Raw genomic sequence first — 21,395 nt, 5'->3', positions numbered from 1 at the left:
CCCAACAATTGACATGAAACCGCGTTCAAGTTTTCTATTCCTTACAGATATGGATGATTGCCATGAAGAGAGCAATGACTACTCCTCTACTCCCTCACACTCATTCGTTTACTAAACATTGTTTAGTCATTTAATTTCTAAATGCTATCATTAATCGCTTTCGTTCGTCAATATCATTTTATCACTGTTTTTTTACTCTAAATCAACTAAACAAACTAAACAGCTGATTCACCGTAAAATAACTGACAGAGGCTATAGTAACCTCATGTTTCTAACAATCTTCAAAAAAGATGCGTTCTCAAGCTGTCATGAAATTGCCATTTTCGCGCTCATCGCTTAAACTGAACATACTAAACAAATAGTTAACAGATTGGGGGAACTTTCTATGAATATGGAGGATATCGCGAAGCTTGCCGGTGTCTCCAAATCCGCCGTCTCGTTGGCGCTTAACGGTAAATCCGGCGTCGGTCAGGATACTAGGGTGCGCATACTACGAATTGCGAATGAGCATGGCTACTTCGGCAATAGCAAGCCCTCCGAGCCGGAGAAGAACGGGCGCTCCGTGCAATTCCTCGTCTTTACAAATTCACGGCTTGTGCATGATGATTATTACCAGCAGCCCTTTTTCAGAGAGCTCATCCATTACATTGAGCAGGGATGTCGGCTTAACGGATATACACTGCAATTTTCTACGATTAGCGAGGAAGGCTATGAGCAAGGGATTCGAGCCATCATGGAGAATGAACGCAGCGGCGGCAGCATTCTGCTTGGGACGAACTTAGACAGTGCGCGCATCTCGGACATTGCCTCCAAGCTGCCTAATCTAGTCGTCTTGGATACCTGCTTCGAATCAGTGCCCGTTCATTTTATCGAGATCAACAACTATATGGGCGCTCATCAGGCGGGGAGCTATCTGCTCGATCAAGGTCACCAATCCATCGGCTATATTGGCTCTGATGAGCGAATCCATAACTTCGATGAACGCAGAAGAGGATTCCATGCCGCGTTGGCCGACAGAGGTATTACACGGACGGAATGTCTAGAATTCGCAGTACCACCTGCCATTCTTCCTTCACAGGAACCGCTGCGTGAGCAGCTTCGGGAATATGTGAACAGTGGTCGACAGCTGCCCTCCGCTTTTTTCTGCGAATGCGATTATATTGCGATAGGGGCCATCAAAGTATTCCAAGAATTCGGTTACCGCGTGCCCGATGATATTTCGATCATCGGCTTCGATAATATAAGCGAAGCTGTTATCGTATCACCTGAGCTTACGACCATTCATGTTGAGAAGCAGCGCATGGCTCAGCTCGCCGTCGACCTCATCGTATCAACTATCGAGGCGGACAACCGAATGACTACGAAAACAAAAGTAGACACCCGCTTTATTGAACGGATGTCCTGCAGCACCAAATGATAGCTCAACAAACAACATAAAACGAGCCTTAGAATCGCTTCTAAGGCTCGTTCGGGTATCCCGAGCACATAACCCATATCGAAAAAGCAATAATAGGTACGACTGGGACTTCGCTCAATTGCATCCGATTGGCTTCGGGCAGGCTCTGCAATATTCACCGGACATTTCGTAGTAAAAGCAGCAGGTCTGACGCACGTAGCTTGCTGGTTTGTCGGCAACACCTGCATGTATGGTTCTCATGAATCTAGTGAACGGGTTACGACGTTCCCCGAATAGTCTAGCTGGCGCAGTCTCAGTTATATACTTATAATCATCCTGTAGCCGCTGCAGAACTGACGAATCCTCTTCCTCTTCCAACTCATCTTCATAGAGCGGAATCATGCGAACAATCGCATTCTCCCACAGAATCGCCATAGGAACTCGGCCTGCAACAGATAATGAACGAAAGACTGGAGATAGATGTTCTTCAAATAGTTGACGCATGGCATGATCACGCCACTCAAGCCTATCCTTAGTATCTGGCTCCACAGCTTGCAGCTCATCGTATATCAAGTTAGGAAATTTAGATTGGCTGACTTGAAATTCAGTATCGTCAGGAATAACCAATTGACAATTGTCTAACGTCAACCTCAGAGCCTTGTTGTATACCGTCATCGCATACAAGACAGGAGTTACGATTAGAAACGCATATCGCTTCGCCAGCATCGATGCTGTTACCCTTCTCGAGGGGGATCCGATTTCCCTTCCCAATTGCTCCAGGAAGAGCTCACATTTCTCCCTATCCAGCAAATCTCTAGTACGAATACAACCAGTGGTGGGCATAGTCTTCTTGTCACAAGTGAAATTGAATCTATTCGCTAGATTCGCCCACTCAGACGTTGAGAATATTTCCGTCATCCTATTGGTTTCCAAGGAAAATCTCTGCAACTCTGTCTACCACCATATTAATGGCGATTGGCCCATAATAGGCAATCCATACATTCGAATCCACATCATAGACTTGGTTATTCTTCACCGCTTCAACACTCTTCCAAGTCTCTGTCCCCGTTATTTCATCTACGACCTCCTTGAACATGTCATCCTTCACCAGGAACAGATGATCCGCACCAAGCTCCGGGAGAGCCTCCAGTGAAATTTGATAAGCCGTATCCTTCTCAGCCAGCACTTGCTGCGGAGCAGACAAGCCTAAGTCATTGTATAAAATAGCCGCTGCGCGATGCTCCGGTGTATGTACACGAATACCTTCATCACGCGGCCTTAATAAGGCAACTGTCTCGTCTCCGAGCTTAGTCTTTAGTTCCTCTTTGAGCTTGGTTGTTCTCTCGGTATAGGCTTCCATGACCGCATTAGCTTCAACTGATTTCCCGACAATCTTGCCAACGGTCACTAATGTATCGCGCCAATCCTCGTTAAAGTCAAGCATAATTGTTGGAGCAATTTTAGATAATCTGTCATATACTTCTTCTTGGAATTCCGTACATATGATTAAATCCGGCTCCATTGCAAGTATAGCTTCCAAGTTCGGCTCATCTCTCGTGCCGAGCACTTTAACATCAGTTAGCTTTTCAGCCAAATAGGCTGGGAAATCCGCATTGTCTGCTGCAGCCTTCACGCTTCCGCCTGGCTTCTCATCCAGAGCAACCAACTGATCCATAAATTTAGTGTCTAGCACGGCGATCTTCACGGGACGCTGCTCCAGCGTTTGTTCGCCCTTCATATGTGTAATAACGACTGGATATGCCTGTTGGGCTTGCGCTGCACTTGTATTCGTGTTCGATGAGACTGTATTGGATGGTGATGCTGTAGCGCCTCCCGTATTGTTATTCACACCGTTGCCCGTCGTACATGCACTCAACAATAACATTAAACTCAACATCAAACTAACTGCCAGAATTGACGTCCTACTCCTATTCATTCCTGTAACTCCCCCGTCTTTGTGTTGATAATGATTATCACGATCATTATCATACGAGAGAATGTTATCCGCGACAATGGAATTTTGCGACAGATAGGATGAACTTATCCGACGACTCTTCCTGAACAAGAGCGGAGAAACGCCGCAATGCTTCTTGAAAGCCCGGCTGAAATAATAGCTATCTCCATATCCTACTGATTCCGCGATTACCTTAAGTGATGCACTCGTATTGAGTAACATCGCCTGAGCATGATTCATTCGAACTTGAATGAGATATTCCATCGGGCCCATTCGAAGCTTCGACTTGAATAATCGCTGCAGCTGCCGCTCACTACAATGCAGGACTTCGGCCAACTCCTGCATACTAATGGGCTCTGCATAATTCTCCTCCATATAACGAATCGACTGGCTTACATAATCCGGCTGACTCGCAGTCGTTCCTTCAAGAGCATGAAGCTGCTCTAAAATCTCATATACCCATTGATGAAACATCGCTCTTACATGAAACTTCTCCAACGGCGCAATGAGCATCCACTTCGAATACATCTGCTCTATTCTGGACAGAAGATCCAGAGGGTATGCAGGAGCGAATCCGTATTGCATCTGAAAAGGATTATTGTCTCTATATACATGCAATAGCTCTTTACGGCTTGGCAAACCGAGAACAGCTTTATAAAAAATAAAATAATAATCGAATTTGTCACCGACTTGGACAATGTCTATCATTGCACCTTTTCCTGCATGGCACACATAACAGCGGTCTACAATATGCTCAACTCCATCAATATGAATCTTTGCAGCCCCTTTAACCGCAAATAAAAAAGCACTCGCTGGCAATCGAAATCCCTGCATACTCTCTTGGAACAGCAAAACAGACCTACGAACATCAAGCACCCTTATAGCCGCATGATTCCATAATGGCACTTGTTCTTGCAACGTCATCAGCTTCACCTTCCATGTCTATTTATACCAGCTAACTCTCTCATTATAGTAATAATCATTCTCATTATCAATAAATGGAATAATTGATTAGGCTTAGTCATATGTTGGTCTCTACACTAGAAGAAAACACGCCTCATTTGGCGTGTTTTCCCATCCTATATTCATTTATTCCAAATCGTGATCAGACAGCTTCTTTTTAATAATGGTAATGCATATCCACCTCCTCTTAGTCATACAGTACCACGGCCGCTCCCTTGCACCCTGCATTTCTGTGGTCAATATTGTAGGATTTCTAGGACAAAGGTATACGATATATACCTTCACTGCCCCCTGGTGCCGTGCCTATATATAAATATCCGTCATGATTAACTGCCGTCGTGATTCCATATAGCGAGCCTTCAGGATCATGCAAGCTCTCAAGAAGCTCCCCTGCCTTGCTGTATTTAGCCACTAACCCATGCTTCACTGGGGCGCTGGCTCCATTCAGTAGAGCTTGTGGAACTTTAGCCATCATACCTGCCAGCCATGGCTTGCTGTGCATTTGATCAACAAACGCTAAGCGTGTGGTGAAAATCCCGACCCAGAAGTTCCCCTGTGCATCGCGTGTTACATTGTCCGGGAAGCCAGCCATATTGTCAGCAAAAATATCCGTTGTCCCCTGCTTTTCACCTTTCAGCCAGTAACGGGTCATCTCATAGCGGTAAGACTCCGCTACAAGCACATAATCCTCATCTGCAGACAGTACAACACCATTGGCAAAATACAACCCTTCTAGCAGCACCGAGGTTTGCTTGGTCGCTGGATCGTATTTGAGCAGTCTTCCATGCGGTTTATTCTCCGCCATTTCCTTGAAGGTAACCTTGCCATAATTCGACGTATCGGAAAAATAAATTGTGCCATCCTTCGCGATATCCAGCTCATTGGCTAAATAAATCGGCTCGCCATTCACCGAATTGGCAAGCACCTCCACATCTCCTGCCGGCGATACCGACAACAAGCCTTTCTGAACATCAGTCACAATAAGACTCCCAGCAGCATCGAACATAAGCCCATTCGGCGTTCCTTGTGTATCGGCAAACACTACTGCCTTGCCCGGATTGCCTTGTGTATCAATAGGAACTTGATAGATTTTCCCGTCAGAATCTCCTGTATACAGCTGACCATCTTTATCAAAGGTAATGAATTCTGGAAAATGTGGGGCATCCGTAACTAGCTCGGCAGAGCTGAGCTTGTCGTTCTGCTGCCACAATCCCTCTGCCTCTAAAGAAGGCGCTGTTGGCGCTATCCATTGAGCCGGTTCAACCGGAGAGGGAATAATAATAAAGATCAGCAGTGCTGCAACGATCAGCCCTACAAGAGATAAGCTCACCCTTCTGAAGATTTTGCGTTTTGTGGCAACGTTCGTTTTTGTCGGTGAAGATGTCATTAGAAAAACTCCCTTATAATTATGATGACTGTTGTAAGTATTAACGTATTAACGAGGCTTCAGCATGCTGCCTACGAGACGGAGTGACTGTCTGCGCGTTATGAATCGTGACAGCTGCGCGCCGATATAATTTTGCATGCCCGGTACCAAATAAGTTTTGCCTTGTTCCAGCTTGCGCAGCGCTTCCTTCACTACTCTCTCTGGTGTATCTTTTTTCCCGACAGAGGCGGATTCCGTCCCTACAACCTTGAAGAAGTCGGTGTCCGTTGAGCCTGGACATAGGGCAAAAAACTGTACGCCACGTTTGCGATTCTCCCACAATAGCGCATCAGTAAACGATAGGACGAAGGCTTTGGTGGCCCCATAAACCGCCATGTAAGGAAGTGGCTGAAAGCCAGCCGTTGAAGCTACATTAATAATAGTACCTGCATTTCTGCGCAGCATGCTTGGCAGGAATAGATGCGTCAGGTTAACCACCGCCGCCACATTGAGCATCACTTCCTCATGCTGACGATCGCCTGGTAATTGATCGAACAAACCATGCGTGGCAAAGCCTGCGTTATTAATGAGCAGATCAATCTCGACCTTAAGCTGCTTGCATTGCTCATACAGCTCACTCGGAGCGCTCTCCTTAGACAGATCTAGCGCAATAGGCTTCGCTTGAATGCCATGTTTCTTGATAAGCTCGGATGCTAGGCTGTCCAGCTTGCTCTTCGACCGCGCTACGAGCACCAGATGACTGCCTTTCTCCGCTAATTGTCTGGCGAATTGCTCCCCGATGCCAGAAGATGCTCCTGTAACAAGCGTCCATTTCCCTTGCATATTCATATAACGTCCCTCCATTTAAACACATTGTAATTTTATAGAAACACTGTTACCAAACGATTAAAAAAAGAACCATTACCTTGGAAGCGATCATTAAACGTTCGTCCGGTAACAGCGTTTCCTAATGAGATCATAGTAACTTAACTGCATAATGATGTCAATGTTTTTTATTTAACCTCGTTCCATTCGCTGTGCTTCATTGACAAGGACTAACCGTCTGTATAGAATTTGAGTATGTAAATGGGTAACCCTGTTTCTTAAGAATAACAGGTAATCCAAAGACGAAGGTGATAACGATGAATGAACAGGTCAAGCCCGTGAATAGCGACAAACGCGATCTAAAAACCTATCAGGAAGCGCGGCTGCAAAATACAGAAAATCTCCGCCAGCTTGTCGTAGACGCTGCCGCGACAATACTGCAAGAGGAAGGTCCGGAAGCCGTTACCGTCCGTAAGGTTTCTCAGAAAATGGGCTGCTCCACCAAAATTATTTATAGCTTATTTGTCAATAAAGAGGGCTTAGCCCAGCAGCTGTATCTCGATGGCTGCAAAATTATGGCTCGCGAGTTTGAATCTACACCCCTACTTGCTGACCCAAGGGAGCAGTTGCTCGCTTTAGGCGAAACCTACTGGCTGTTCGGACAGCGCTACACCAGCTACTACAAGCTAATGTTCGGCGGTGCTTTCGGAGATTTCAAGCCGGATCAGGAAAGCATGCAGGGTACCATAACCGCGATGCGACAATTGATAGTTGTAGTCGGCAGTGCCAAGGAGCAAGGCCTCCTATCGGCATCGGCACCAGCGGATATTGTAGACATTGTCCGCTTGGTGTGGGGTGCTCTCCACGGCGTCATCCATTTGCAAATGGGCGGACATTTAGGTGATGTTCCTTCCGCCTATGCCACCTATCAGCAAACACTATCGCTATTGTCCGATACGCTGTTCGTTAAGTAGGAAAAGTTAAGCTTTTTAGTGAACAGCTTATTTACAAACAACAAGAGGAAACAGCCATTAGCGCTGTTTCCTCTTGCCTTGTTAGAGGTTCTGTCCTGCGCCCATTATTCACAGCCATTCATTAGAAGCTAACGACTAATTCACCTCGGATACTGTGCTGCGCTCCTTCCTACCGCCGAATTCCAATACGACAATGCCCCCGATAATAACGATTACACCAAGCAGCTTATTCATGGTAAATGGAACTTTCGCAAGCCCCATTAAACCAAGTGAATCCCATATCAAAGCAAATACGAGCTGTGACGTCATAACAATTGCAATAGCGTAAGTGGGGCTGAGCCGCTTTATACCCTGTACCAAGCTGATGACGACACCCACGCCAATAAGACCACTGAACCAGAACCACGGCTGCATCGATTGAAGCACAACCATCTGCTTCCCTTCCCAAATGAGGCCAATCGTAAAGGAAGCTAGAAAACCTAGTCCTAGTACGAGTGTCGTTGTCGCCCACATCCCTGCCCGTTCATCCACAGACTTAGCCTTTTAATATGACGACGCCTGCAATCATCATCCCGATGCCAATAAATTGCGTTAGCTCATTGGTTGCTTCTTCATGTCGAACAATCCATTCGTATCAATGATAACCGTTAAACCCAGCTGGGCAACTAAGAGCATTGATATTGTTAACGTAACGCCCACCTGTTGAATAGCTGTGATGTTGCTAGAAATAATAAAGGCTGCGAATAAGCCCCCTGTTAAATACAAAGGCTTCACCTGCTTGAACCCGCGCCATTGCAAGCCCCCAAATACCATCAAAATTAGAAATGCTGCAATAAACCCGGTTAACTGAGTAAGCGCTGCAGCCTGCCAAGTACCTATATTTTGGCTGATCCTGGCATTTGCTATTCCTTGCAGCGTTATCAAAACCCCTCCCAATATTGCAAATAAGACTCCCTTCATATGCCCTCTCCTCAATAACCATCTTTCTTATTATTAAAAGATAGATCAGAGCACGCTGGGAAGGACATATGTCCTGAACGCTTAAAAAACCTTTGATACTTTCTGAACATAAAAAAGAGGAAGACTCTCGGTCTTCCTCTTCCCTCTCCATTTTTCCAAATGGCTTCTATTTTTCACACTCCAAAATATTCATTGATCGAGATCCCCTACTACCCTAGCTAAGTGAGCTCTACTAATTATTACTGCTCACTCGACAGCCTCCATTCCTGACGATCTAGCTCTACTTGTGGATCATTCAAAGTAAGTGTTGTACCGTCCTCCGATACCTCTAACGCCTTTCCGTTATGCACCGATCTAATGCTAGCAGTTCCGTTGGCATTGTACTCCACGATCCAGCGCTGGTTATTGTAGCCTAAGTAGGTGTACAGCTGAATTGTATTCTGACCTGTATTAAGGTCAAGCGCTTTTCCGCCTTCTTCACGAATCGAATAGGAGCCATGCTCATCCCCTGTTGGAACAAGTGTCCAGCGTGTCCCTCCGTCAACCAGAATGGTTACCGGCTCTCCATTCTGCCCACCTGCCGCATACAAAGACGTACCTGTCACTTCATTCTTAAAGAATGTAGAGGTTAAGTCTGCTTCCTGCCTATTATGAGCTAGAACGTTCTGGTAGGAAGCTCGTCCTCCAAATACATTAACGCCAAAATGCCCTTCTGCAAATGTGCCGTCCTGAATATCGATAATGCTATCGCCGTTAACCGCTATTTGAATATGAGGACCTCTCGCTGTGATACTCACATGATAGATTTCTCCACGCTGGATAAAGGCAGGTACTCTAGCTATAACCATGCGTTCCTCGAAGGAGCCGTCAATCTTATAGAACAGCCGGTAAGCCTTCATATTCGGGTCGAGATTAAAGTAATAGCCGCTGCGCCCATCTTCGCTTGCCCGGAACAGAATAGAACCCGCTCCTCCGTCCTCGCCAAGCCTGATATCGGCCTCATAGCTGAAATCCCCAGCCGTCTCTTGCGCGATATAATTCGCATCACTTGTATAGCTGCCCCGGATTCCATTCTCCGACACTACCCAATTCGCTAGTGCTCGGTCGGACTTCCAGCCTGTTAGATTGGTCACAAATTCACCGTCATATACTTTAAAGATAACATTTGCGGAGGAGGAGCCATCCCTTGTCGAGACTGTTATGACAGCTTCTCCTGTACCTGTGGCAAGGACAACAGCCTTGCTGTCATCAGAAGAATCAATCTTCACGATACTCGGATTACTGGACTTCCATTGCAGCTGCATCTTTCCTTTTTCATTTCCATTTCCGTTTCCGTTTCCGATTGAAGCGTCCTGTTGCATATCTACCGCCACATACAAACTTTCTCTTTGGCCGACACTGAGCTCCCTCTCACTTGTGTCCATCACTACCTTGGTATCCCTATCATTCAGATCATTCCATATATTCGCAAGGGCATGTACTTTCAGTGATACAACCTTTACCTTGCCGCCCTTCGAATAGAAGCTCATCCCGCGACTAGCAGGATCAGGGAAGATGACATTAGAGAATACAACCTCCCCATCATTGCCGAATACCTCAATGGAAGAATCATCTACGAAAATGTTCATTTTCACCCGATTGGCCACTGGCTTGAGTGGTCCAGACTGCACGGTTGAGAACAAGCTTGAGAAGTCCGTTACACCCGAGAGCGTACGGTCTACGAGCATCTGATGGTCCGTCGTGCGATAGCTGACTACCGTCTTATTATTGCTGCCGCCTTCTCTTACGTTGAAGCCAAATTCCGTTACCGCGCTATCCGCAGGAATTTCAATCTCTGCTTCAATCTCATAGGCGCCCGAGGACAAGCCATCAAGAAGATTGGAGGATTTGGAATCCACCTGCTTATTTTTAACCTGAACAAGCTTTGTTCGCAAGGATTGAAGTTCCATGATAGGAGCTTGAACTAGTCTAACCCCGTCGCTTGTATTCCTAAGCTTGACTTCTCTCGGAATGGTAAGCTCACCCTTCCATCCCTCAGTAGGAAACGCAAACGGATAATCCCAGTTCGTCATCCATGCGAGCATAACTCTACGGTTATTCGGCAGATTCGAGAAAGACATAGAGGCATAGAATTCCTTGCCATAATCGGTTCTCAGCACTTCACCTGCCGCATTGTCATTAATGAACTTACCTTCTGTTGTTAGCTGGCCTACAAAATATTCAGCATCAGAGCCTTCCGTTGCCGGATTAGCTCCGGTGCTAATCATCAGAACCCACTTCTTCTCATTGGTCCCCTCAACGGTCAGTTCGAACAGATCCGGACATTCCCATACACCACCGCGCACATAGTCGCCATAGCCAAAATTATCGGTAAACGTCCAGTCAATCAAGTTCGTCGACGTGTAGAAACGGATATGATCACCACCAGAGACAACCATTACCCATCGTTGATTAGATTCATCTCTGACTACCTTAGGATCCCGGAAATCCCACCCGCCCGAATCCTCTCCCTGCTTGCCTGGATTCTCGATAACAATCGCGTGCTCCTCCGAGTATTGCCAGGTTCGTCCCTGATCAGTGCTGTAAGCGAGCCCAATACGCTGATTGCCATTAATAGCATCTGGATTATAGGAGGTATAATACGCCAGCAGCCCAGTGCCCCCCGACTCGGTGAACAGCCCAGAGTCATTATTCAGATCGGCAACCGCCGAGCCAGACCATACATGCCCAAGATCATTCCAAGGCAAGCTGATCGGAAGCCGCTTCCAATTGACCATATCTTCACTTACGGCATGTGCCCAAGTACCGCCATCCTGATGGAACAGATGGTATTCACCTTCGTAGTAGACGAGACCATTCGGATCACTCACTGAACCCCTTGCCGGTGTATAGTGATAATCAGGACGGTATTTCTCCATGTAATAATCTGTAGCGGCGGTCACATAGACGTTCTGGAAGTAAGCATGACCAGATAGGACTGCAAGCCCTGCGTACCCTCGTGTATAGCTCTTATCAACGGTCTCTACAGCAGCATCCGAATAACCGTCTATATAAATGGCTATCTTCTTCCCTTTTGCCACAATTTCAAGGTGATGCTTCGTTGCCTCTTGAGTCGGATAGACCTTCTTGGATGTACGGATTACTGTGCCATCTATTTTTTTCAGCTGTACGGCTACACCATTGCTCTGCTTCACTAATGCAGCTGCATATCCCGCTGTGCCTGTCTCATTAGCTCTGAAGACCATCGCCGCCTCAGACTGCCCTGCATCGAAGGAGATATCACCTTCATACACCATATCTTCTGCCTGCTGATTATAAATCTGTATGGCAGCTTCGTCCGAAGCCTGACCTTCCCAGCCTTTCAGATCCGGCTCCCATGCTCCGGCCGCATGCGCGACTTTTCCAAGATTGCTTATCAGCCCGCTTACTTTAATATCCTGGAATAAAGCCGAGCCATCCCATACATTCAGCCCAAGAAAACCCGTTATGTAAGCGGTGTCATGAATATCTATAACAGGCTTATACTGATCGTTCCAATATACTTTCAAGCTGCTGCCATTAGCCATTACTTTTAGATGGTAGATTTCACCCGCCTCAATCGCAACACTACGTTCTTCCTTAAGTGCATTGTCGTTCGCAGCATCCCGTAGACGAATTAAATTCGCATTAGGTACAATTTGCAGCATATAGGAAGCCCAGCCGTCCTCGTTAGAGCGGAACACCAAAGACGCATCTGCCTTGAGATCTGTTATTTTCACGTCTGCCTCGTAGATGAAATTGTCTGACGTCACGCCAGAGATCGCCATTACATTTTCCTTGTCACTGGAAGTTAGGAGCAATCCCTCTTGCGTATTGTCCATTGTTCCTTCTCCTCTGATCTGCCAGCCTGTTAGATTTGTATTAATATTGGATGCGCTTTCAAAAATAGTTGAGCCCTCCTCGGTATCCATCATCGCCTCTGCTGTCCATCCTGCAGCCGGACTCACAGTTATAGCAGCAGTCACAGCAGTTGTAATAAGCAGACTGGACATGAAGATAGATATCCATGCATTCAACTTCACCTTCATTATTTTCCCTCTCTTCTTTTTGTATGTTCTATTGTTCAGTTAAATAGAAAGGGCCGGGGAGCCATATGCTAGCCATTCCCGCTGCCCTTTCTAGTTGATATTCTTTACTGAACAGAAACGCTCTCCTGTGCCTCCTTATAAGCCCGTAGTCCAAGGGCCAAAGCTCCGTATAGCCCTGCTTGATGTCCAAGGCCAGGCGGCACAATATACTGTTCGATATGATTATTAATTTCAGCTGCACTTACATAGCCGTTCAGGTTGCGTTTTACTGCTTCTCTGATCAGCGGGAACAGCTGGGATTGCTGCATGACGCCCCCTCCGATAATGACTTTCTGGGGTGAGGTCATTAGAATCGCATTCGTAATGGATTGAGCGATATAATAAGCCTCTATTTCCCAAGCTGCATGATCGGAAGGCAGCTCGAAGCCCTTTTGCTGCCAACGTGCCTCGATGGCTGGTCCGGCAGCCATCCCTTCCAGACAATCCCCGTGATAAGGACATATGCCAGAGAAGTGATCCTGTGGATGTCTCCTAACCAATACATGCCCACCCTCCGGATGGACGAGTCCGTGTACCAATTGGCCTTCTGCATATACACCTACGCCAACACCGGTGCCAATCGTATAATATAGGCAGCTGTGAAGCCCTCTAGCCGCTCCCCATACAGCCTCACCATAAGCAGCCGCATTAACATCTGTATCCCAGCCATAGGGGACATGAAAGCTCTGCTTCAAGATTCCGAGGAAATCACAATTCTCCCATCCCGGCTTGGGCGTTGTTGTTACATAACCATACCGAGCACTTTCAGGATGAAGCTCGATTGGCCCGAATGAGCCTATTCCGATAGTCTCAACCTCTTTTTCGGTGAAATATTCAATAACCTTACCAAGGGTTATATCCGGATGCTCTGTCGGGAAACTAATCGAATCCTCAATTGTTCCGTGCTCATTGCCAATACCGCAAATAAACTTGGTCCCTCCGGCTTCAATGGCTCCTATGCGCATAATCGTGACCCCCTTTTAGATAGATCTAGTCCCAGCAGAAGGCACTAGCTCATATAAGCTTAGAGAAGGGATGATCACATCATAATCAGCTGCGAAGAATGATATTCCCGTTGCATCTGCATCCGGATAGATAAGATCAGTAATAACAGCCTGACCGTCATTGCCGAACACTTCGACAGAGCCGGCATCTACGAATATACGCATGGCTAGCTTATCTCCTGATGATGCAAGCTTAGCAGCATGAACACCAAGGAAATCAGCATGGAAGCTATGCACTCCGGACTTGGTGCGATCCACATAGATTACAGCCTCTGAGGCGTTCACACCAACAATCGTCTCATTCTCTGCTCCCACTCTTACCTTGAAGCCCAGTGACTGATTGCTAGGCAGCTCTGCATGAATCTCATAGCTTACGAGATGGAGCTGACGCAGTGCCTCCTCCACATCCTGTGCTGTTGCTTGATTCAAGGTAAGAATCGGCCTGCGTGCACTCTCCAGCTCGACCGCCGGCTTCTGTACCAGAGTCGGGATGCCGCTTATCGTCTCTAGTGTCAGCTCTCTCGGAATCGTCATTGCACCGCGGAAGCCCTCGGTAGGCGTCTGATTAGCATATTTCCAGTTGCTCATCCAGCCGATGAAGAGACGTCTTCCATCCTCCGCAGGCATATCCGACCAAGTAACGCCCGCATAGTTATCTCTTCCATGATCAGCCCATCTCACTTCCATCGAAGCGGCATCCGGCGTAAAGGTTACTCCGTCGAAGTCTCCTGTGAAATACTGAGTTCTAGAGCCTTCTACAAATGCAGCATCATCCCCAATGCTAACGAGCATCAACCATTTCACATTGTCAGCATCCCCGTCTATCTCAAGAGGGAATAGGTCCGGACATTCCCATACACCATCATGAGATCCGATGCCATTGCCGAATTCGCTGCCGAACGTCCATGTCTTCAGATCAGGCGAATGATAGAGACATACGGTCTGCCCGCAAGCAATGATCATTCCCCAGCGGTTCATCTCCTTATGCCAGAACACCTTCGGATCGCGAAAATCGATAAAGGTCTCATGCGCAAGAACCGGATTACCCTCGTATTTCACCCATGTTCTGCCCTTGTCTGTGCTATAGGCTAAGCTCTGACGCTGCACGGGATGACTGCCTTCCACCTCTAGATGATGAGTAAAGATCGCAACAAGGCCAGGACCATCCTCGAAGAATCCGGTTGTATTATTCCAATCCACTACTGCGCTGCCTGAGAAAATAGTGCCGTGCTCATCAGGATGGAGCGCAATATCCAGCTCTTCCCAGGTAATAAGATCCTTGCTAACGAGATGGCCCCAATACATTGGCCCATGTGTGTCGCCATTCGGATGGTGCTGGAAGAACAGATGATATTCCCCTTCGTAATAGACCATGCCGTTAGGGTCATTCATCCAGTTAACCTGAGGTGACACATGATAGGCACCTCTGTAGTTTTGTTTTGCCAGTATAGACATCATTATTCCTCTCCCTTGCTCCTATTTTATCTCTTGTATTAAACGGTTCTATTATTAGCCTTTAGTCGCTCTGTCGTAGCCGCCTTGCTTAATTTCGAGCCATTCCTGTAGACCAAGACGATCCAGCTCCTTGAGATACTCAGCCCATTGCTCGTTAATCTTGCCGTTCTGGTACCATTCCGTACGCATTCTTAGCACGTAAGCGAACAGATCCGTTTCGATTGTAGTCAGACGATCCAGCTCATCAATTGAATTGAAGACGCTAGGCATGACGTTGTCTGCTTTCATATGCGGAGCCATAATATTTTTGATAATATCCATTCTTCCTTTGGCATCATCCGGCATTGTCGTATACTCGCCGTAATAGGAATCCAGAATGGCTAGAGGGCCGCCGATGCTCGTCTTCTCACGCAGCTCAACCGGCGCCGTACCCTCCAGCGGCAGATGCTTCAGTGAATGGCTCGCTTCATCGTATTCAAAAATATTTTGCTGCGTATCGTCACCGTAGGTTCCCCAGTTATTCTGTACAGATTGAACAGGATCAAAGAGCTGATCCACCCACTTCGCTGTTGATTCTAGGTTCTTATTCGCGCTTGTCACAACCATCTTGCCTCGGCCAAGGCCCAGTCCGTTAGTTCGAGTGACGTTAACCTCGCCGTCAGGTCCTGCAAGTGGAGGCATGATGTCATACGATTCGTTCGCACCTGTAATATTCGCTTTATCCCATGAGAAGTACAGACCGTATTTCTGATCTTTCCCTTTCGCCAGATAAGTGCTCCAATCTTGTGTGTAGGCCTCAATATCGATCAAGCCCTCTTGATAGAGCTCGTTAATGAATTGAACGGCTTCCTTGTATCCTTCCTCAGCAGCTGTGAAGATTACCTTTCCATCATTGGATACAACCGCATGGTCAGGATTCTCACCGAGACCGAAGGAAGCGAACAGGAATGCCAGATCCTCTGCACCAGGCTTATTAATGAAGGACAATGGAATTTCATCCGCTTGATTGTTGCCGTTAGGGTCCTGAGTTTTGAAGGCAATCAGCACTTTCTTCAGTTCATCTGTCGTTGTTGGCATAGCAAGACCGAGCTTGTTCAGCCATTCCACGTTAATCCAAGGCATACTGTCTACAGCTTGAATTCTTTCCTTGCCGCTGCCCAGCTCCTCGATCCAAGGAAATGCATAAATATTGCCGTCAGGAGCTGTAATCATGCTTTTATATTCGGGCGCTTGCTCCAGCACTTTCTTGAAGTTAGGCATGAACTGCTCGATCAGATCATTCAGGGCAATGATAGACCCGTCCTTCGCAAGCTTCAGAAGCTCATAGTCGCTATAATCTGCGTTAAAAATAGCATCCGGCAAATCGCCGCTCGCAACTGCGAGATTTCTTTTCTCTACAAAAACATCCCTCGTGAAGTTCTTCCAATTAATATGGACGTTGGTCTTCTCCTCTAGCCGCTTGTTAATCAGCTTATCATTCGGATCAGACGGGGCAATCGGAGAGCTTTGTGTAATAAAGTTGAGAGTCACCTTGCCACTTGGATCTTGCTCTTTGCTAGCTGCACCTCCGCTCCCATTCCCGCTGCAGGCAGAGAGAAGAATAGTGGCAGTAAGGATAGAAACAGTTGCCGTTCTAGCTGCAAATCTTGATTTGTTCATTTTTGTCATAACCTAGGACCTCCCAAATAGTAAATGAAATGATGTCTATCTCTTGCTTCACCAAGCCTATGTGAAGGTCTGCCCTATTTCAGGGAGCCGACCATAACACCTTTCTCAAAGTACTTCTGGAAGAAGGGATACATGATGATAAGCGGTAAGCTGGACACGACAATAGCTGCATATTTAATAATTTCCGACAAGCGTTTCAGTTCAGCCGCTGCGAGCTGATCACTAATCATGCCTGGATCGACCTGATTCTGAATCAAGATCGAACGAAGAACCAGCTGAAGCGGATGCAGATTCGAATTATCCAGATAAATCATCGCGTCGAAGTAGGCGTTCCATTGACCCACAAAAGCGTACAGAGCAAGAACGAATATAATAGGCTTCGATAGCGGCAGAACAACCTGCCAGAAAATTCTCATCTCCGATGCACCATCAACATTGGCCGCTTCCTTCAGCTCCATAGGAACCCCTTTGAAGAAGGTTCTTGATAAAATGATGTTCCATACATTCACAGCCCCCGGAATGATAATGGCCCAAATGGTATCCAGCAGGCCCAGTGTTTTCACCAGAAGATAAGTAGGCACTAACCCTCCGCCGAAAAACATGGTGATGATGAACAGGGTCATGAACACCCCTTTGCCCTTCAAGCGATTATCAGAAAGCGCGTAGCCCGCACAGACGGATACAATAACCGTCATAAGTGCGAAGCATACTGAGTAGAGAACAGAGTTACCGAAGCCCTTGATCATAGCCGGATTGGTCAGAATCATTTGATACCCTTCGAGTGACCAGTTGGACAGATTGAAGGACAAGCCGCGACTTAATAGAACGGACGGGTCCATAAAGGAAGCAATTACAACATAGAACAGCGGTAAAACAACAAGCAGCACGGCGAATACAAGGAAGATGCCGTTTAATAGCAGCAGTAACCGATCCAGCCTGGAATGCTTAATAGCCATTACAACATTCTCCTTTCTTAATAAAGACCATCACCCTCGTTCAGCTTCTTCACAATGAAGTTGACCGTAACGAGCATAATGACGTTAATGACGGAATTGAATAGCCCAACTGCGGCTGAATAGGCGTAGTCACCGGACTGCAGACCGATCTTGTACACATAAGTCGGAATAATTTCTGATGTCGGAAGGTTCATTGCCGTTTGCATCAGATAAGCTTTCTCGAAGCCGATGGACATGATTCCGCCGGCAGCAAGGATAAAGACGATAGCCATAATCGGACGAATGGTCGGCAGATCAATATGGCGAATACGTTGAAGCAGGTTCGCACCATCGAGATTAGCTGCATGATGAAGCTCCGGATCCACATTAGCCAAGGCCGCTACATAGATGATGGAAGCCCAGCCCGCCCCCGTCCAAATATCAGACAAAATGTAAATGAATCTGAAATATTCTGCACGAGACATGAACATAACCGGTTCACCCGTGATTAAGATGAATATTTGGTTAATTGGCCCTGTAGGCGACAAGAAAATAAACAGCATGCCGACTACAACAACGACTGATATAAAGTTCGGCGCATACAGAAACAATTGAATGTTCTTCTTAATCGCCGTTTGTCTAACCTGATTCAGCATAAGCGCAAGCACAATCGGTATCGGGAAGCTTAAAATAAGGCCAAAGAAACTTAATTTAAGCGTATTCATAAAAATAACGTCGAAATTCGGTGAAGATAAAAACTTCTCGAAATTGTAGAAGCCTACCCAATCACTCCCCATAATGCCTTTGATTGGACTGAAATCCTTAAAGGCAATAATGGCTCCGTACATTGGCCCATACTTGAAAATAATCGTTAAAAGGAGTGCCGGCGCGAGCAAAATATAAAGGAAGTAATGTTTTTTCAAATAATCCATTCCTGGCCTTATCGCCTTACTCGCCTGATCGGCTTCAATCGTGTTATGCAATGCCTTTGCCTCCATCCATTTACAAAATTCAATTCATTTGCGCAGTAAGGGCTTACATTAGTATGCATTTTCTCTTGCTGCATTTACAATTTATCAAACCACCAACCAAACGTCAATACATTTTGTAAAAATAATATTGTGCATTTGAATATCTAATTTGTTCATAAATCAATAAATTGTGGGTATTTTTTACAAAAAACGCTCATTCAAATGGCATTCAGCTGGGAAAATTGAATTAAAATCAAATTCATTGTTCAAACGCTCTCTCCCCATGCACATTTTTAGTTTATTTTGACCAATTAAATTTTTGTTTTTGTAAAATAAAATGCGCAAATGTAACTTACTTATTGCTATTTGTTGCAAACTAATATACATTTGAGATACTTATACAAATGAGTACGGTTACAAAAAAAGGCATCTAATTAAGTATATAGTTAGCTAGAGGTGGTTTTCACATACATGTCCAAGGAAAGAGTTACCATTCAAGATATCGCTGACGCCCTCGGGATTTCCAGAAATACAGCCTCTAAGGCTTTGAATGGAATCAGTACGATTCCAGAGGAAACGCGAAGTAAGGTTCTAAAGAAAGCAATTGAATTAAAATACAAGCAATTCGCATTCCTGGAAAGCGATCAGCTTCTATCTAAGCAATCAGGGAACATCGCTTTATTGACAGCGAATCTTCCCAATACGTCTCATTTCGGCTCGACGTTAATGAGCGGTCTAGAGGAACGGATCAGCTCTGAGGGCTACAACTTGTCCTTTCACATTGTCAGAGATGTGGATCAGGCTTCCTTATCACTGCCTAATAACTTTGATGTCTCTAATGTGGACGGCATTATTTGTATTGAGCTGTTCGACTTGGGCTACAGTGAGCTAATTACCAATCTCGGAGTGCCTACTATATTCATAGACTGCGCTTCAACCGTCTGTTTCCCAGACTTCAAAGCAGACATTCTGCTGATGGAGAATCAGCACAGTACCTACCAGCTTACGAGAAAATTAATTGAGAGCGGGTATTCCAGCTTCGGATTTATCGGAGATTACAACCATTGCCTCAGTTTCAATGAACGGTGGGTCGGCTTTAATCGTGCCCTTATAGAGTCTGGAATAACGCTGAACCCAGCCCAATGCATCGTAGATGATGATTCTCTCTTCTTCTCTACACCAAGCTGGCTGGAAGAGCGTCTGCGCCGAATTGAGGAACTTCCCTCCGCTTTTATATGCGCCAATGATTACATTGCTGTCAGCTTCATGAAGGCATTGAAGTTGAGCAACATCTCCATCCCTCAGGATGTCGCCATATGCGGCTTCGATAATGGACCTGAGTCCAGCATTGTTGAACCTCATCTTACGACCGTCCATATTTACAGTAACGAAATGGGCGTGAAGGCGGCAGAGATGCTTCTCTCCCGAATCAATGATCCATCACAGCCCTATCAGGTCTCGCATATCTTCACCAAGCCTACGATTAGAGAATCTACTCCGCATATCAGCTAGACGGCTGGGTGTCGGTTAAACGAAAAGGGGCTGCTTTCTTCAACAGACTGTGGGCAAGGGAAAGCAATCCGACTTCGAGGCTAATTTTTGGCAAGCCTCTAAGCAGAAATCTGCGAAACGCGGTTTAATGACAGGTTAATGGCAAACGGAGCGATTCGAATGATTCTGGAGAAGCGTCAGCGTTCGCTTTTGTGAGGGGATTCCAACCTTACTTCGTTGATTCAAAGGAATCCCCGAGCAATGGCGATCGGAAGAACATTCGAATGCGGAGGTTGCTGCTTAACCCAAATAAAGGGGGCTATCCCATCGTCATTTTAATGACTTTTGGGACAGCCCCTTTTGGTTTAACCATGCTTATTCTATAACTCTATTAGCTCGCATTACCATGCTTTACCGTGATGACTACATTTCCTTTTTTGTGCCCTTTCTCAACATAATCATGAGCTTCAGGAACTTGTTCCAGCGGATAGCTTTTGTCAATGACCGATTGGATCTTCCCCGCCTCCATAAGCTCTTTGAGAAGCAGTACATCCTCCATTCGTTCCTTGGCAACCCCCTGCCCTTCTACTGTCACATATGTCCCGCTCCGCGTTAATGCTTTCTTGTATTTGGACTTCGTAATCTTCCCAACAGCATCGAAGATGATATTGTACAATTCACCATTGTTCGTGAAATCCTCTTTCTTGTAATCAATGACCTTATCCGCCCCTAGAGATTTCACCAATTCAATATTGGTAGTGCTGCATACCCCCGTAACTTCAGCTCCATAGTACTTCGCAAGCTGCACCGCGGATGTGCCTACCGCACCCGAAGCCCCATAGATAAGCACCTTATGCCCCTTCTGGATATGACCTTTTCTTAGAAAATGCAAAGCTGTCGTTCCTCCAAAAAGAACAGCAGCAGCTTCCTCATAAGTCGCATTAGTCGGTTTGATTGCTATCAATCCGTCTTCAGGAAAACAGGTGTATTCGGCATAGGCACCGAATCGCATCCCTGGAAAAGCAAAAATCTGGTCGCCTTTCTTGAAGCGCTTCACCTCTCCACCTACAGCCTCAATCTCTCCTGACAGCTCCACACCGAGTATCGGTTTTCTAGGTTTCCGGAGACCTAAGAATAGACGCATGGGAATCCAGAACAAGAAGGGACTCTTAAATCCTCGAACTCTGCAGTCCCCGGATGTTACAGCTGTCGCATGTATTTTGACCAGCACTTCATTGGCCTTTGGAGTAGGACAGTCCACCTCTTGCAGCTGTAGAACATCAGGCGATCCATATTTCGTACATATTATGGCTTTCACGGGTTTCCT

Annotated in this window: 15 protein-coding genes and 1 pseudogene; 3 read left to right on the top strand and 13 right to left on the bottom strand. The window is 46.2% G+C overall.

Annotated features, from left to right (window positions below):
- Positions 1-385 precede the first annotated feature (385 nt).
- The gene (locus tag AC6ESP_RS01445) at positions 386-1,417 is read left to right on the top strand and encodes a LacI family DNA-binding transcriptional regulator (RefSeq protein ID WP_497094879.1); all 1,032 of its coding nucleotides are present in this window, start codon (positions 386-388) and stop codon (positions 1,415-1,417) included.
- 114 nt (positions 1,418-1,531) lie between these two features.
- On the opposite strand, the gene AC6ESP_RS01440 is transcribed toward AC6ESP_RS01445, so the two are convergent.
- From AC6ESP_RS01440 to AC6ESP_RS01425, 4 genes are all read right to left on the bottom strand, one after another.
- A complete protein-coding gene (locus AC6ESP_RS01440; protein WP_497094878.1) occupies positions 1,532-2,314 on the bottom strand; it encodes an IucA/IucC family C-terminal-domain containing protein in 783 nt (260 codons plus the stop codon).
- Position 2,315: 1 nt separating this feature from the next.
- Positions 2,316-4,274, bottom strand: a complete 1,959-nt coding sequence (locus AC6ESP_RS01435; protein WP_497094877.1) for an ABC transporter substrate-binding protein — start codon at positions 4,272-4,274, stop codon at positions 2,316-2,318.
- 292 nt (positions 4,275-4,566) lie between these two features.
- The gene (locus AC6ESP_RS01430) at positions 4,567-5,700 is read right to left on the bottom strand and encodes an SMP-30/gluconolactonase/LRE family protein (RefSeq protein ID WP_497094876.1); all 1,134 of its coding nucleotides are present in this window, start codon (positions 5,698-5,700) and stop codon (positions 4,567-4,569) included.
- Between the two features lie 48 nt (positions 5,701-5,748).
- Positions 5,749-6,528: an SDR family NAD(P)-dependent oxidoreductase gene (locus AC6ESP_RS01425; RefSeq protein ID WP_497094875.1), complete on the bottom strand. Its 780-nt coding sequence runs from the start codon at positions 6,526-6,528 to the stop codon at positions 5,749-5,751.
- A 293-nt stretch (positions 6,529-6,821) separates the two neighbouring features.
- Here AC6ESP_RS01425 and AC6ESP_RS01420 point away from each other — a divergent pair, with 293 nt between their 5' ends.
- Positions 6,822-7,478 (top strand): TetR/AcrR family transcriptional regulator, encoded by a 657-nt coding sequence (locus AC6ESP_RS01420; RefSeq protein WP_497094874.1) that lies wholly within the window; start codon positions 6,822-6,824, stop codon positions 7,476-7,478.
- A gap of 135 nt (positions 7,479-7,613) precedes the next feature.
- Here the strand turns inward: AC6ESP_RS01420 and AC6ESP_RS01415 are convergent, their stop codons facing one another.
- The 8 genes and pseudogenes from AC6ESP_RS01415 to AC6ESP_RS01380 form a co-directional block, all read right to left on the bottom strand.
- Entirely contained in the window at positions 7,614-7,991 is a 378-nt protein-coding gene (locus tag AC6ESP_RS01415) for a DMT family transporter (protein WP_497095001.1), read from the bottom strand.
- Between the two features lie 22 nt (positions 7,992-8,013).
- A pseudogene (locus AC6ESP_RS01410) lies at positions 8,014-8,438 on the bottom strand (DMT family transporter).
- Between the two features lie 239 nt (positions 8,439-8,677).
- Positions 8,678-12,505, bottom strand: a complete 3,828-nt coding sequence (locus AC6ESP_RS01405; RefSeq protein WP_497094873.1) for a GH32 C-terminal domain-containing protein — start codon at positions 12,503-12,505, stop codon at positions 8,678-8,680.
- A 104-nt stretch (positions 12,506-12,609) separates the two neighbouring features.
- Positions 12,610-13,509: an ROK family protein gene (locus tag AC6ESP_RS01400; protein ID WP_497094872.1), complete on the bottom strand. Its 900-nt coding sequence runs from the start codon at positions 13,507-13,509 to the stop codon at positions 12,610-12,612.
- A 15-nt stretch (positions 13,510-13,524) separates the two neighbouring features.
- Positions 13,525-15,003 (bottom strand): glycoside hydrolase family 32 protein, encoded by a 1,479-nt coding sequence (locus tag AC6ESP_RS01395; protein ID WP_497094871.1) that lies wholly within the window; start codon positions 15,001-15,003, stop codon positions 13,525-13,527.
- Between the two features lie 54 nt (positions 15,004-15,057).
- Positions 15,058-16,671: an ABC transporter substrate-binding protein gene (locus AC6ESP_RS01390; protein ID WP_497094870.1), complete on the bottom strand. Its 1,614-nt coding sequence runs from the start codon at positions 16,669-16,671 to the stop codon at positions 15,058-15,060.
- 74 nt (positions 16,672-16,745) lie between these two features.
- A complete protein-coding gene (locus AC6ESP_RS01385) occupies positions 16,746-17,627 on the bottom strand; it encodes a carbohydrate ABC transporter permease (RefSeq protein ID WP_497094869.1) in 882 nt (293 codons plus the stop codon).
- A gap of 17 nt (positions 17,628-17,644) precedes the next feature.
- Positions 17,645-18,538, bottom strand: coding sequence for an ABC transporter permease (locus AC6ESP_RS01380; protein ID WP_497095000.1), 894 nt, complete (start codon positions 18,536-18,538; stop codon positions 17,645-17,647).
- Positions 18,539-19,048: 510 nt separating this feature from the next.
- On the opposite strand from AC6ESP_RS01380, the gene AC6ESP_RS01375 reads away from it, so the two are divergent.
- Positions 19,049-20,089, top strand: coding sequence for a LacI family DNA-binding transcriptional regulator (locus AC6ESP_RS01375; RefSeq protein ID WP_497094868.1), 1,041 nt, complete (start codon positions 19,049-19,051; stop codon positions 20,087-20,089).
- Between the two features lie 370 nt (positions 20,090-20,459).
- Here AC6ESP_RS01375 and AC6ESP_RS01370 read toward each other — a convergent pair whose 3' ends face one another.
- On the bottom strand, positions 20,460-21,386 hold the full coding sequence (locus AC6ESP_RS01370) for an NAD(P)-dependent alcohol dehydrogenase (RefSeq protein ID WP_497094867.1): 927 nt from the start codon (positions 21,384-21,386) through the stop codon (positions 20,460-20,462).
- Positions 21,387-21,395 lie beyond the last annotated feature (9 nt).

It is taken from the genome of Paenibacillus xinjiangensis, assembly GCF_059686975.1.
Note: the sequence above shows the minus strand (reverse complement) of the source record. Positions and strands in the feature narration are given on the sequence as shown.